At 39.8% G+C, this 14,645-nt stretch carries 13 protein-coding genes; 2 read left to right on the top strand and 11 right to left on the bottom strand.

The genetic code is table 11. From position 1 onward, the window contains the following. Nucleotides 1–101: 101 nt before the first annotated feature. The 4 genes from trmFO to ACWODM_RS07865 form a co-directional block, all read right to left on the bottom strand. Nucleotides 102–1,406, bottom strand: coding sequence for an FADH(2)-oxidizing methylenetetrahydrofolate--tRNA-(uracil(54)-C(5))-methyltransferase TrmFO (gene trmFO, locus ACWODM_RS07850; RefSeq protein WP_455320825.1), 1,305 nt, complete (start codon nucleotides 1,404–1,406; stop codon nucleotides 102–104). A 44-nt stretch (nucleotides 1,407–1,450) separates the two neighbouring features. Continuing rightward, nucleotides 1,451–3,529, bottom strand: a complete 2,079-nt coding sequence (gene topA, locus ACWODM_RS07855) for a type I DNA topoisomerase (RefSeq protein WP_455320826.1) — start codon at nucleotides 3,527–3,529, stop codon at nucleotides 1,451–1,453. Nucleotides 3,530–3,807: 278 nt separating this feature from the next. Further along, the gene (gene dprA, locus ACWODM_RS07860) at nucleotides 3,808–4,686 is read right to left on the bottom strand and encodes a DNA-processing protein DprA (protein WP_455320827.1); all 879 of its coding nucleotides are present in this window, start codon (nucleotides 4,684–4,686) and stop codon (nucleotides 3,808–3,810) included. A 265-nt stretch (nucleotides 4,687–4,951) separates the two neighbouring features. Next, the gene (locus tag ACWODM_RS07865) at nucleotides 4,952–6,208 is read right to left on the bottom strand and encodes an IS110 family transposase (protein WP_455320828.1); all 1,257 of its coding nucleotides are present in this window, start codon (nucleotides 6,206–6,208) and stop codon (nucleotides 4,952–4,954) included. Between the two features lie 402 nt (nucleotides 6,209–6,610). Between ACWODM_RS07865 and ylqF the strand changes: the two genes are divergently transcribed. Together ylqF and ACWODM_RS07875 are read left to right on the top strand one after the other, a co-directional pair. After that, nucleotides 6,611–7,474 carry a ribosome biogenesis GTPase YlqF gene (gene ylqF / locus ACWODM_RS07870; protein ID WP_455320829.1) on the top strand — a complete coding sequence of 288 codons (864 nt, stop codon included), beginning with the start codon at nucleotides 6,611–6,613 and terminating at the stop codon, nucleotides 7,472–7,474. Continuing rightward, entirely contained in the window at nucleotides 7,464–8,231 is a 768-nt protein-coding gene (locus tag ACWODM_RS07875; RefSeq protein WP_455320830.1) for a ribonuclease HII, read from the top strand. Before ylqF ends, ACWODM_RS07875 begins: the two co-directional genes overlap by 11 nt. Before the next feature lie 41 nt (nucleotides 8,232–8,272). Here ACWODM_RS07875 and ACWODM_RS07880 read toward each other — a convergent pair whose 3' ends face one another. The 7 genes from ACWODM_RS07880 to ACWODM_RS07910 all read right to left on the bottom strand — a co-directional run bounded on the left by ACWODM_RS07880 (nucleotide 8,273) and on the right by ACWODM_RS07910 (nucleotide 14,361). After that, nucleotides 8,273–9,856 carry an alpha-amylase family glycosyl hydrolase gene (locus ACWODM_RS07880; protein WP_455320831.1) on the bottom strand — a complete coding sequence of 528 codons (1,584 nt, stop codon included), beginning with the start codon at nucleotides 9,854–9,856 and terminating at the stop codon, nucleotides 8,273–8,275. Nucleotides 9,857–9,981: 125 nt separating this feature from the next. After that, nucleotides 9,982–10,542 (bottom strand): signal peptidase I, encoded by a 561-nt coding sequence (gene lepB / locus ACWODM_RS07885; protein ID WP_455320832.1) that lies wholly within the window; start codon nucleotides 10,540–10,542, stop codon nucleotides 9,982–9,984. After that, nucleotides 10,542–11,966: a S41 family peptidase gene (locus ACWODM_RS07890; RefSeq protein WP_455320833.1), complete on the bottom strand. Its 1,425-nt coding sequence runs from the start codon at nucleotides 11,964–11,966 to the stop codon at nucleotides 10,542–10,544. The genes lepB and ACWODM_RS07890 overlap by 1 nt, the downstream gene beginning before the upstream one ends. A 118-nt stretch (nucleotides 11,967–12,084) precedes the next feature. Next, the gene (locus ACWODM_RS07895) at nucleotides 12,085–12,306 is read right to left on the bottom strand and encodes a YozE family protein (RefSeq protein ID WP_455320834.1); all 222 of its coding nucleotides are present in this window, start codon (nucleotides 12,304–12,306) and stop codon (nucleotides 12,085–12,087) included. A gap of 7 nt (nucleotides 12,307–12,313) precedes the next feature. Further along, nucleotides 12,314–12,820, bottom strand: a complete 507-nt coding sequence (gene msrA, locus ACWODM_RS07900; RefSeq protein ID WP_455320868.1) for a peptide-methionine (S)-S-oxide reductase MsrA — start codon at nucleotides 12,818–12,820, stop codon at nucleotides 12,314–12,316. 7 nt (nucleotides 12,821–12,827) lie between these two features. Further along, nucleotides 12,828–13,469: a YpmS family protein gene (locus ACWODM_RS07905; RefSeq protein WP_455320835.1), complete on the bottom strand. Its 642-nt coding sequence runs from the start codon at nucleotides 13,467–13,469 to the stop codon at nucleotides 12,828–12,830. Between the two features lies 1 nt (nucleotide 13,470). Beyond that, nucleotides 13,471–14,361, bottom strand: coding sequence for an SGNH/GDSL hydrolase family protein (locus tag ACWODM_RS07910; protein ID WP_455320836.1), 891 nt, complete (start codon nucleotides 14,359–14,361; stop codon nucleotides 13,471–13,473). Nucleotides 14,362–14,645 lie beyond the last annotated feature (284 nt).

The raw sequence follows: 14,645 nt of genomic DNA on the forward strand, positions 1-14,645 counted from the left end.
GCCTTCAAGAAAAAATAAAAAGATACTACTTAAGACCTAGAAAACTATCGTTATCAAAAAATGACTGGATAGCTCAACTGCCCAGTCATTTCATTATACGCTTAATTCAATTCTGTTTTTTTATTTTCCAAGCTTTCCAAAGCACGATTGGCAATTGCTTCATAACGTGATTTCTTGTCTCTGATTCGTTCTGGTAATTCAGGGAACAAACCGAAATTCGCATTCATTGGCTGAAAATGTTTGCCTGACGCATGGGTAATATAATACGCCATACCTCCAATAGCCGTTTCTTGTGGGAAGGTGATAGGTTCTTTTTCTTTTGCCAGTCTAGCAGCATTGATTCCAGCTATTAATCCGCTAGCAGCACTTTCAACATAACCTTCAACTCCAGTCATTTGTCCTGCAAAGAACAAATCATCTCTTAAACGTGACTGATATGTTTGCTGAAGTAATTCCGGAGAGTTCATAAAGCTATTGCGGTGCATCACACCATAACGAACGATTTCAGCATTCTCCAAGCCTGGAATCATGCGGAAGACACGCTTTTGTTCGCCCCACTTCAAGTGTGTTTGGAAACCAACGATATTGTATAAGGTTGCCACAGCATTATCTTGGCGCAGCTGGATCACGGCATAAGGTCGTTTACCGGTTTTAGGATCTTCCAAGCCCACTGGTTTCATTGGACCAAACAGCATCGTTTTACGTCCACGGTTTGCCATAACTTCGATCGGCATACAGCCTTCAAAAAAGATTTCTTTTTCGAATTCTTTCAACTCAGCAACCTCAGCTGCCACCAATTCATCGTAAAAGGCATTGAATTCCTCTTCGGTCATCGGACAATTCAAATAGGCTGCTTCCCCTTTGTCATAACGAGATTTCAAATAGACCTTGTCCATATCGATCGTTGATTTATCAATGATCGGCGCTGCTGCATCATAAAAATAAAAACCGTCAGAACCATTGAAATCTTTGATTGCTTGCGCTAAAGGAGCTGTAGTCAGCGGTCCTGTCGCAATGATTGTGATCCCTTCTGGAATCTCTGTTACTTCTTCTGCGACCACTGTTACTAGCGGATGCTCCTTGACACGTTTAGTGATCAACTCAGAGAACGCATCTCTGTCTACAGCCAAAGCACCACCTGCCGGTACAGCCGTTTGATCGGCGGAAGTAATCACCACAGAATCCAAACGGCGCATTTCTTCTTTTAACACGCCCACAGCATTGGTCAGGTTGTTTCCTCTCAATGAGTTAGAACAAACCAATTCTGCAAAATTGCTTGTATGATGTGCTTCCGTTGATTTAACAGGGCGCATTTCATATAGATTGACCGGCACACCAGCCTGAGCAACCTGCCAAGCAGCCTCGCTTCCAGCTAAACCCGCACCAATGACATTTACTGATTTCATAACATTCTCCTTTAGAATCAAAAAGGACAGAAAGCTGTCCTTTTTTATTTTTGTACATTTTCCTCATAATCACCTTCTGGACAGATGACCTGTTTACCGCCTTTAACTTTCTTTTCAACCAGATAATGATCACATTTCGGACAATTACGTCCTACTGGTTTGTCCCATGAAGTAAATTCACATTCGGGGTAGCGGTCACAGCCATAGAAGAGACGATTCTTTTTCGATTTGCGTTCAACGACTTGTCCTTTATGACACACTGGACATTCCACACCGATTTCTTTTACGATCGGTTTGGTGTTGCGACACTCTGGAAAATTACTACACGCATAAAACTTACCATATCTACCCAGCTTGATCACCATTGGATGACCACAAAGTTCACAATCAAATCCCGCTGGTTCATCTTTAATCTGAATTTTTTCGATCTTTTCTTCCGCGTTTTCTAACTCTTTTTCAAACGGACGGTAGAAACGATCCACAACCTTGATCCAGTCTTCTTTCCCTTCTTCAACCTCATCCAGATTGTTTTCCATTTCAGCAGTGAAATGGACATCCACAATTTGTGAGAAGAAATCCTCAATCAATGTATTGACGATCTCACCTAATTCTGTTGGTTCAAAACGTTTCTGAGCCAATTTTACGTAGTAACGTCTTTGGATAGTCTCCAAAGTTGGGGCATAGGTAGACGGACGTCCCACACCATTTTCCTCCAGTGTACGGATCAGTGTTGCTTCACTAAAACGTGCTGGCGGTTGTGTAAAATGTTGTTTTGGTTCGATATCCACTGATTGGACGATCTCACCGACTTCTAATTCAGGAAGGATATTTTCTTTGTCTTCTTTGCCGTCATCACGACCTTCGACATAGACTTGCATAAATCCTTTGAACTTGATCTTAGAACCATTGGCAATAAACTGTACACCATTTTGGTCCAGCGTGACTTTCATGGTGTCTAAAACAGCTGGTGTCATTTGACTAGCAACAAAGCGAGACCAGATCAAACGGTACAACTTCAGCTGGTCTTTATCCAGAAATTTTTCCATTTCTTCCGGTGTACGCAAAGCACTGGTAGGTCGGATCGCCTCATGGGCATCCTGCGCGCCCTGTACATTTTTTAATTTTTTGCCACCATGTGCAGCAAATTCTTTGCCGTAAGTTGTTTCGATGAATTCTGTCACTTCTGTTTTAGCTGAATCTGAGATTCGTTTGGAGTCGGTACGCATGTAGGTGATCAAACCAACTGTTCCTTGACGACCAAGTGAGATCCCTTCATAAAGCTGTTGTGCGACCATCATCGTTTTGCGTGTACGGAAGTTCAGCTTACGAGCCGCTTCCTGTTGCAAACTACTGGTAGTAAATGGCGCTGCTGGATTGCGTTTGCGTTCTTTTTTCTCAACTTTTTTGACTTCAAACTCTTTGCCATCAATTCGCTGAGTGACTTCTTTGATACTTTCAGCATTTGGCAGTTTCTTTTTCTTGCCATCCAAACCCCAAAAAGCAGCTTTGAATTTTTTGCGGGCTTTTTTGAAGTTTCCATCGATACTCCAATATTCCTCTGGTTTAAAATCACGAATTTCTTTCTCACGATCAATAATGATCTTCAACGCGACTGATTGTACGCGACCTGCACTCAACCCTTTTTTAACTTTACGCCACAGAATTGGGCTAATCGAATATCCTACCAAGCGATCAAGTATCCGGCGGGCCTGTTGCGCATCCACAAGATCTAGGTCGATCGTACGAGGTTCTTTAAAGGCTGCTTTGACAGCATCCTTTGTAATTTCATTGAAGACCACTCGATTTTTTTCATTTAAGTCTAAACCTAACAAAAAGGCTAAATGCCAAGCGATTGCTTCCCCTTCTCTATCCGGGTCACTTGCGAGATAAACTTTTTCGGCTTTTTTAGCGGCTGAACGCAATCCTTTGATGACGTCTCCTTTACCGCGAATCGAGATGTAGTGAGGCTCATAATTGTTTTCTACGTCGATGCCCATTTTACTTTTAGGTAAATCGCGAATATGTCCAACACTGGCTACAACTTTGTAATTTCGCCCAAGATATTTCTCGATCGTTTTTGCTTTCGCTGGTGATTCCACAATCACCAAATACTTATAGGCCATACATGAATGGCTCCTTCCTAAAAATTTCCTACTATATAATATCTGAATATTGTCAGTAACAACAAATCGTAGCCTATCATATCTATTAGAAAATCTTTTGTCAAGAACAGTGGTTGAATCTATTTGAAAAAAAGTTAGAAATCTTCACATTTTATAGCTACTTTTACTTAGCTCTGTCCTGCAACGAGTAAACTGTAGTAAAGCTTCATTTGAAGCCTATTTGAAGCTTAAGATGACCGGATCCACTTGACTTCATCGCAGTTGAAAAGCAACCGCGATTAGAAAGAAGGTAATTCTTCAAGAATATCTTCCACCACACAAACACATTTGGCCCCGTCTTGAATCAATCGGTGACATCCATTAGACTGACCGCTGACAATTCCTCCAGGAATAGCAAATACTTCCTTGCCGTATTCCATCGCCAGTTGCGCTGTAATCAAAGAACCGCTTCTTTCTTTGGCTTCTATGACACAAGTTCCCTGACTCAATCCAGCAATGATCCGGTTTCTCATCGGAAAATGATGACGCTGAACCCTCGTTCCTTTCGGGTATTCGCTTAAAACTAAATGTTTTTTCTTCATTTCCTCAAATAAGGGTAGCACTTCCTGAGGATAACAAATATCCAAGCCACATCCTATGACTCCGATCGTAGAACCTCCTGAATAAATCGCTACCTCATGACTGCAGCGATCCACACCTTTTGCCAGTCCACTAACAATCACAAAATTTTTTTCAACGATCTTAGGTATAAACTGATGAAGGACTTTTGTAGCATAGGGAGTAGACTGCCTTGCTCCCACAAAAGAAAGCTGTGGATACTGAAGTAGATCCAGTTGACCACTGTAAAATAAAAACAATGGATAATGAATAAAATGCTTTAGCTGAGACGGATACTCTACTGACAACCAACTGACAAATTTTTGGTTAGCTGCTTGTTCAGCCAGCCACTGGTCGTCAATCTCCGACCAGCTTTTTTTAAAAGCTGCTTGGAATTGCCGAATCCCTGCAACTTTAATCAGTGTCTCTAAAGAAAAGCTTGTTGTTTGCAGCTGTTCAGCCAATAACCGAACTTTCCATTTTCCAGCAATACCGATTCCTTTACAGTAGGTCAGCTTAAAGATCAAACGTTCTATGTCACTTAATTTCCAAAAATCCAACGACATCTCCCCCTTATATCTTAATTTACGCAAAAAACGTTCTTTCTTTTCTTTACAAAAAACTTGAGTCCCTACTGGAAAACAGCTATGATTAAACATGCGTAGAAACGTTCATACTAGTTGAAGATGAGTCTAGTGGTAATAAGTCAAGATAAAATTTCAAAAGATTTTTCCTGATGATTTAGTTTTGAAGCGCACTGAACTAAACCCGACCAAAATTAATTTTTTTTCGGGTCGTTTCAAGGATTGCGTCAATAACGAAATGTTATTTATCTATCACGCTCCTTGGTGGCGTGTAGAGTTGGTGGTTGCGTAGTAGTACATCCACCAGACGCGTAAATTTTCTTGCAGTTAAGACGAGGGCTCGTTTGTGTTGATGTTTCGGTGTTTCTTTATATTTTTTCAAGTAAAATTCTTGAAATTCCGGTAAATAGCGTTTCACTGAGTTGGCAGCTTCAACTAAGTAGTAACGGAAATACCGATTCCCTTGTTTCGTTAAAGGGGTATTCTCCGATTGATAATTCCCAGATTGTTTGACTTTCCAGCTTAATCCAGCATATTTCGCAAGTTTGGTTTGGTCTTCAAATCTTTCGATTTGACCGATTTCAGCAATCATGCCCGCGGCATAAACTTTTCCAACACCAGGGATACTGGTTAAACATTGATACTCTGGAAGGACAACGACCAGTTGTTCAATCGCTTTATCCAAGTCTTTAATACTTGATTCTAGTGCACGTATTTCACGAACTAAGACACTCAGGACAATATCAATCGATTCTTGAGCAATATCTCCTAAGCGATAAGACATGGTAATGGCTCGTTGGATTGCTTTGGCTAATGCCTCTGGATTTTTAAACCGCCCCTTGCCTTTTTCTTGAAGTAAAGTGACGAAATCCTGTAAAGGCATTTCAGCTAGTTCGTCCAAGCTGTAGTCATCAGTCATTAAAGACATGACGGATGAGCTAAAAACAGACGTCGTCCCATCCAGTTCTTTTAATTCTCGTGTTAAGGTATTACATTTATACGCGAGATTTTCAAGAAAGTGTTGTTTTGTGCGGACGAGTTGTTTCACTAACTGATAACGAGTGCGCGTCAAACGTTGAAGAGCCATATACTTTTCTTCTTTGATTGGTGAAGTAGTAAACCGTTGGATTCTTAAGAAATCTGCGATTCTAAAGGCATCGTTACGATCGGTTTTATCTTCATCAAACATACGACTGAATTGCTTAATCCGAAAAGGATTTTCAATGGTTACTAACGTATTCATCGTTTGTAATTCTTTGTCTTGATTGAAAAACATAGCTGGATGGAAACTATACATGGAGGTTGACTCCATACCAATAATTACTTGATGAAAGTCGTAGGTTTCTTGAAAATCAATCACTTTTTCTTTGATAGCAGTCGCACCATTCATATCGTTGCCCAAAGTGATTTCTTCAAGAATAGTCAAATGATCATCATCTGATAAAAAACAAACATCTAATTTCTCAGAACTAACGTCTAAACCAACATAGAGATTCATGGAAGGACCTCCTTTCATTTTGTATTTGGAAAATTGCTTCGATACTGTGGGATTTCCCAGAAGCTCATTGTGTAACCACAACCTCGCCTAAGAGAATACAATGATTGCTTTCTGGAAGCTGCCTTCTGGTCTACTATCCAGAAGTCCAAAATACAATCGAAACAGCTAGTGTGTTGGTAGTGATAACAATGGCTCGGGCAACAGACTTATCGACGTAGACCAAGCTACAGGAGTGAGTAGCAAATTCCCGATGGATCCTTTCCATACATCCATTGTATCTGAGAAATTCAACAATATCGAAACATATTCCGCAAGGAATGTTGTTATATTTAAAATTTAAATGAAACACTTAGAAAGAAACAATTTATCTTTCTAAAATATATTTTACGAGGAGTGATAAGTATGGCAATTCAATGGTTTCCCGGCCATATGGCGAAAGCACGAAGAGAAGTAAGCGAAAAATTAAAATATGTCGACATCGTTTTTGAATTGGTCGATGGGCGTTTGCCTTTGTCTTCTCGGAATCCCATGTTGGATCAGATCCTGCAGCAAAAACCACGCTTAGTCTTGATCAATAAAGCGGATCTGGCTGATCCAATCCAAACAAAACAATGGGAAAAATATTTTACTGACAAAGGATTTCATGTCTTGGCTATCAATGCGCAAGACAATAAAGGGGTTAAAAATATCGTACCTAAAGCCAAAGAGGCATTGAAAGAAAAAATCGAACGCGACCGTAGAAGAGGATTAAAACCTCGCGCAATCCGCGCAATGGTCATCGGTATCCCCAATGTAGGAAAATCAACCTTGCTCAATCGTTTAGCTGGCAAAAAAATTGCTCAGACTGGAAACAAACCAGGGGTAACCAAAGGACAGCAATGGCTGCGGTATGGAACAGAACTAGAATTATTAGATACACCAGGAATTTTATGGCCTAAATTTGAAGATCAGGAGATTGGTAAAAAACTTGCATTGACAGGTGCGATCAAAGACCAGCTGTTGCATCTGGATGATATTGCAATCTTTGGGTTAGATTATTTTGCCCGCTACTATCCATCACAATTAAGCAAGCGTTATGGACTGAATGAACAAGAAATAGCATTCTTAGCTCCTGAAATGCTGATGAAAATCACTGAAAAACAAGGATTTCGAGATGATTATGCTCGAGGAAGTGAACGAGTGATCCATGATATTCGTCAAGGAAAACTAGGTCGTTATACTTTGGACCGCTATGAAGAAATTGGAGTGGTGTCAGATGAAACCTGAATCGATTGCTGTGATTAAAGACAAGCTGTTAAATGTTTCTTCCCTGAAAGATATCTATGTTATTTCATTACGCGAAGACAGCCGTCAAGGTGTCCAAAAACTTTTGATCCAGCTTGAAAAACGTTTGGAGAAAGAACGAAAAATCAAAGAAAAATATCAACAAATGCAAGAATTTGAACGTCACTGTCATGCTCAGGGTCGCTATCTGATCGCAGGTATTGATGAAGTTGGCCGTGGCCCTCTTGCTGGTCCTGTTGTCGCTGCTGCTGTTATTTTACCTAAAGATCATGAGATTCTTGGTCTAAATGACTCCAAACAATTATCCGACAAGAAACGCGTTGAACTAGCACGAGAAATCAAGATCCATGCTCTTTCGATCGGTATTGGCATCATATCTCCAGAAGAAATCGATCGAATCAATATTTATCAGGCGAGCAAACAGGCAATGATCCAGGCTGTCAATCAACTTTCTCCTCGACCAGAGCACTTATTGATTGATGCGATGCATCTGGACATAGATATCCCACAGGAAAAAATCATTAAAGGAGATGCCCGTTCAATCTCAATTGCAGCTGCCAGCATTATTGCAAAAGTCTATCGAGATCAAATGATGAAAGACTACCATAAAAGCTATCCGTATTATGGTTTTGATAAAAATGCGGGGTACGGAACAAAAGTGCATCTGGAGGGGTTGGCTGCACACGGCATCACGCCTATTCATCGTAAAACATTTGCGCCTATCAAAAATTATATTTAAAAACGCGCTGAAAGCAAAAAATGGCTTTCAGCGCGTTTTTTTCATTCTGATATAATTAGCGTAGTCATACCTGGAATCTTAACTGATTGTTTCTTTAATTTACCTTTTTCTCCTAAAACAGACAGTTGTTCAACGATAGTAAACTGCTTGTATTCATCCGGTAACTCTAGTTTGATTTCTTCTTCCGCCAAATTGTGCAGGACCAACACTTCCTGATCGTCATCCTTGTAGCTGAACAAAGCAATGCTGCGTTCAGCTGATGGAAGTAAAGTCACTTCACCACGTCCGATAACTGGATAATTGTTTTTCACTCTCAATATTTGCTGATACCAACGCAGAAGCGACTGTTCATCTTGTAATTGTTCTTCTACCGTTCCACCATCTGTTTCACTCATGACTGTAGCATTTTCAGGAGGATCTGGTTGTCCTTCTTCAGAAATAGTGAACATCATTGGCAACCGTTTATTTTCATCGATCCCACTTCCTGTCATGCCGATTTCCTCACCATAATAGATAAATGGATTGCCAGGTAATAACAAGTACGCATTTGCAGCCATTTTTTTCTGTTCCAACGTATCAAACATTTCCGCAGAGCGGTTATTGTCATGATTTGACAAAAACACCGCATCGATCGCTTCTGCATTTTTAACTTTTATTTTTTCGTCCCACATTGTGGCACGAACACCTAGAAGTTTGCCGTTTTGCCCTTTCACTGCTTCTGTAATCACTCCAGTACCGCTTCCCTGAGAGAAAGGAAAATCAAAGAAACTATCCAATCCACTGCCATAAAATTCTTCAATGATTGTTCCATCTTCCCACGCTTCCCCTACAAGATATGCGTCTTCTTTATACTCTTTAACCATATTTGTAAACCAGTGTAAAAATTCAACATTTTTCTGTACATCATTTTCAAAAAAATGACTAGTTGCATCTAAACGAAATCCAGCTATACCTTTATCTAGCCAAAAGTGGCTCATTTTTTCGATTTCATTGCGAACATCTGGATTATCTAGATTTAAGTCAGGCATCCCTGACCAAAACTGGCTTTCATAATACCAGCCATTACCTAATTTCGTATAGCCTGCTTGCGATACTTCAGAAAAATGATAATACTCCCGATAGTTTTGCTGTTCCTCAGTTGCATCTTCTCCAAAACTGGCTAATGCTGCTTGGAACCAAGGGTGTTCACTGGATGTATGATTGATCACCAAATCGATAATAACACCAATACCTCTTTGATCTGCTTCTTCGATCAATTGTTCAAAATCAGACATTGTTCCAAATACTGGATCAATATCATAGTAATCGACCACATCGTATTTATGATAACTGGGCGAAGGCATTACAGGTGTCAGCCAAATACCATTGACTTTCAAATCATCTGTAGAATCTGCCTTTCCTGTATTCAAATAATCCAGCTTCTCAGTGATTCCAGCTAAATCACCACTACCGTCACCATCACTATCATAAAAACTTCCCACAAAAATTTGATAAAAGTTGCGATACAGATCTGTATCTACTTGAGAAGTTTCACTATTTGCTGACGATGTATCTTTTGTATTCAACTGACATCCTGTCAAAGTCCATAAACTTAAAACAAGAAAACTATACAAACATTTTTTCACACGATCCCTCTTTTCTTTTTACTCAGAATAACATAAAGTGGAGCCCAGCGAAACCGGTTGCATAAAAATTGCATGCTTTTTCTATTGTTGCATGAAAAAATCTCCAGCCATAAAGCTGGAGATCTCTAAATAAGTTTGATATGAGAAAAAGGATAATAGACGACACATGCTTTCCCTAGGATGTCTTCTTTTGAAATGGCGCCGAATGAACGGCTGTCTTTAGACAATCTTCGGTTATCTCCCATCACAAAATAACTATCTTTTCCTAATTTTTCTACCCCCATTAATTCCTCAAAGGTAAAATCATAAGTAAATGGAATCATTGTATCCTCTTGTCCAGTGGCGAGAAAAGGTTCGTCAATTTTTTCACCGTTGACATACAATTGATCATCCTCATAATATAACGTATCACCAGGCAATCCAATCACGCGTTTGATGTAATTTGTTCCATCTGCCAATTGAAAAACGATAACATCAAAACGGTCAATCTCAGAAATTTTTTCTACTAAAACCATATCTCCCTGCTGCAAAGTTTCCTCCATCGAGTTTCCTTCCACGGGGACAGGGATCAGTAAAAACCCTCTAATCAATAATGCTATTCCACCTGCTAAAAAAGTATATTTGAGAATCATCCAAAAATATTCGATCAAGCTGTTTTTTTTGTCTTTTAGTTCATCTAGTTTCATCATTGATACTCTTTCATTAATGTTTCGACTGCTTTTTGATACATTTGATCGGTTTGACGAAGTTCCTCAGTGATTTTTATTTCGATCAAAGTTGCTGTTTCGTCATTTACTTGCCCAGTTACTTCTACTTCTTCTTTTGCCTGTAAATCTTTGACAGCTTCTTCTGTTATTTCATCAAAATGCTCACCTTCTGTATCATAACCTAATGCCTGAAGAAAAGCATTGAGATTTTTAACAGACGTTGATGCATCCCCACGTTTTAAAGTAATACCTCTTGGAAGCGGAGGCAGATACGCATACTCAGGAAAATCAACCGCTACAGTTGGTTCAAGACCTTTTTCATTGATCCAGTCACCATTGGGTGTCAACCATTTCTGAACAGTCATTTTCAACTCGCTTTGATCGCCAAAACCACTCACTGATTGAACCGTCCCCTTTCCAAAAGTCTGTGTTCCTATAATTGGAACATCAGCAGAATCTTTCAATGCGGCTGCAAAAATTTCAGAAGCAGAGGCACTGCCACCATCTACTAACACAACGACAGGCTCGGTCACTTTAAAACCACCGTCTAGTTCTTTAGAAGCTTTACTTTCTCCCGTGATCTGATCATTGGTTGAAAATTGAACAATCGTCTGACCATCTTCTAAAAACATGCTTGCCATGACTTCTACCTGATTCAGATAACCACCTGGATTTTGTCTGAGATCGATCACAAAGGAAGAGGCGCCGTCCTCTCTTAATTTTTCGATCGCTTCTCGCAATTCCTTGGCTGTGCTTTCGTTAAAGCTTGAGATTTGAATCTTTCCGACTTCCTGATTCTCATCCATCTCCGCATGCAAAGAAGCAATTGGGATTGTTCCTCGAGTGATTGCTATATCAAAGGTTTCTTCAGCCCTTTTGATCGTCAAGTTGACAACAGTTCCCTTCTCTCCACGAATCGTCTGTACGATCTCGGTCAATTCTCTTCCAAAGGTTTCATCTCCATCGACCTTTAAGATCTGATCGTGCAATCTCAAACCAGCTTTCTCAGCTGGACTGTCCTTCACTGGTGCCTGTGCAACTTCGGGCAGGCCATCGATCATTGTCAAGGTCGCTCCGATGCCTTCAAAGCTATCTGAAAGGGAACCAGAAAGTTCTTCTGCTTCCTCCTTACCTAAATAGGTCGTATAGGGATCATCCAAAGCCTCCGTCATTCCTTTGAGGGCCCCTTCGATCAAGGCGTCTTTATCTACATCTTCATAATAACTCTCTTGAAGTGTCTGATATAGTGCATGGACTTTGTCTAACTCATCATTGCCTGTCCCTTGTGATTCAGAAGCCAATCTAGGATTGCTTTGGCTAATATGGACTGCTCCACCAGAAATAATAGCGACACAAATCAATGAAACAATATATCTATGGAAAGGCACTTGTTTTTTCTCCATTGTTTCCCTCCAAACTAAATACTAGCCATTTTTCTTCTTTCTAGCATCATACCACAATCAAAAAGAAGATAGTGCAAAAGTCTGCTGAGACCTCTATCCTATCTTCCGGCTAGACTTTTTAACGATTGTTGTCTTGATATTTCTCCCAAATTCGATCAAAAAGATCCATGTTCTCTAAATAATCAACGTTCAACTCCAGATAACTGGAGACCTCTTCGTAATCATCTGTATGCTTCGGAAACTGGATATCATGGCTCGCATGAGTGGCAAATATCTGCTCCTCATCGATATGACTAGGTCCTTTAAGTGTCATCAAATAATGATAAAAACTTCTTCTCATTTTCAACTCACCAATTTTCTTTTAAGAACGCTGCTCTTCTAGCATGATTGCGCTCAAAGTTCGCAGGGTTCTTTTTGTAGTAGTCTTGATGATAACGCTCAGCAAGATAAAAGGTTTCTGCCGGTTCAATCGTCGTAACGATTGGTTTGTCAAAACGGCCTGATTCCTGAAGCGCTTGTTTGCTCTCTTCAGCGATTCTCTTTTGTTCCTCGCTAAAGTAATAAATCACTGGACGGTAGTTGTCACCACGGTCTTCAAACTGCCCAAATGCATCTGTGGGATCTGTTTGCTGCCAGTAGAGCTCTACTAAATCCTTGTATGAAATCAATTCTGGATCAAAAATTATTTCTATTGCTTCTGTATGACCGGTCGTATGGCTGCTAACCTGTTCATAAGTTGGATTCTCCACGTGTCCTCCCGTATAGCCGGACATTACAGAATGGATCCCCGGTAACTCATCAAAGGGTTGAATCATACACCAAAAACAACCTCCAGCAAAAATCGCTCGTTCCATCATTTTCTCACTCCTTCTCGGATTCAGGCAAATACAAGCTCACTTGAATCTCGTCATCGATCAAATTAATTTTATCGGCTTTGATAAATAAACCATTTTGCATGCGAAACTGATCTAAACGAATCATGACAGTTTCCTCCTTTGGATCGATCTCGATCCATTCTGGCAATGACTGATTGCGTTGAATCATTTTCATCACTTCATTGATCGGAACACCCAGCGTTCCAATCGATAAGCTCGTTGCTTTTAGTTGTACATTCCCATTATCCATCACATAAGGATCAAAATAAAGATAAAATGTCACTGGAAACCCTAAAATCTTAAATTCACCTGTTAAAAGTGCTTCATTCTCCAAAACAAAGTCATATTGAACATCCGAATCCTTCTGGTATTCATCCAAATAAAAAGCAATCAAGGCATTGATTTGTTCCTTATTACTGCGAATATTCAGGACAGGACTTCCTTCACGGTTTACTAGTGCTGGAATTTCAGCTTGGACCAGCTCTCTTTTTTCTGTGATTCGAGTGAATAAGAAAATACCACTACCAATCACAATTGCAATCAGGGCAAAAAAAGCAACTTTCCATTTATTCAGTTGGGCAAAGGAAAAGCGTTTGGACGCTTTTTTTGTCGTCTCTTTTTCTTCCATTCTATTCATTCTCCTTTGGCAACCATTCTTTTTGTGTACGAGCAATGGTCGTTTTCACTTCATTGGCCATCAGTTGATACCCAATAGTGTTTGGATGAAATTTATCCTTGTCGTAAAGTAGGTTGTTTTTCACTATATTTAGATCATTACTTTCCTCATTAGAAGATGTCGTCTCTTCTTCTGAAGCAACAATCGCTGGTTGACCCAGTCCTCTTGAGATTACTTCATTGATTGGAACAAAGTAGATGTGCTCCATTTGGTCAATGACTTCTTTAGTGCCATCATTCCAGTTATCAACGATTGTTTCCATATCGGTGATCTCCGGAAAGTTCACATAAAAAGGATTATACACTCCAAGTACATAAATCGGTGCTTTGGGATTCAAGTCTTGAATGTCTGTCAAAATCTCGGTCAGGTTTTTCTGATATTTTTTCAAAGGTTTTTTAAAAGACTCTACAGATAAACCAAACAAATTGCTACGAATCACTTTCATCAAGTCGTTTCCGCCCACTGTCAAGGTAATGATATCGGCTTTTTGCATATTGTTTTGGATTTCATTTCCTTCTTCCAACCTTTTTAAAATCTGGTCACTTCTTTCTCCAGCAACACCGTAATTTTCTACCTCTACACTCGTTAGAGAAAATTCTTCCTGCAGGGAATTGGAAACTAGCGAGACAAATCCTCCTCGATTCGTTGCGTCCCCAACACCTTCTGTCAAGGAATCACCCAGAGCGGCATAACGGATAGATTCTTTGTTTTTGTTTGTGCTTGTTTCTGAAACAATCTCTAAACGAGGGGATGCTTTTGGAAAACTTTGATGAAGAATCAAAAAAGTCAAGAAAGCGAGCAAGGCAATACCAAACAAAGTGCCTAGTATTTTTTCAAGCTTCATATTACTTCCCCCTCCTAATTTTTCGTTTACATGCTATTCTATCAGAAAAAAGAAAAAAAACATACTGAGCTTTCCTGAAACTTATTTTTTACTTAAGCTAGTTTTTATGTGGTTCAGTAAAAAAAATAAAAGCAACGAAATTTCTATCTTTTTGTTCGAAAATCTGCCTGAGCCAAAAGATCTCTTTAAAGACTTTTTGGAAAGCTCCTGGCTGTTCGGTAACACGAGAAGGATTCCTAAAGAGACCAACTGTGAGTTTCACTCCTACAAATTCCATTAGGCAG

It is taken from the genome of Enterococcus olivae (assembly GCF_053760925.1).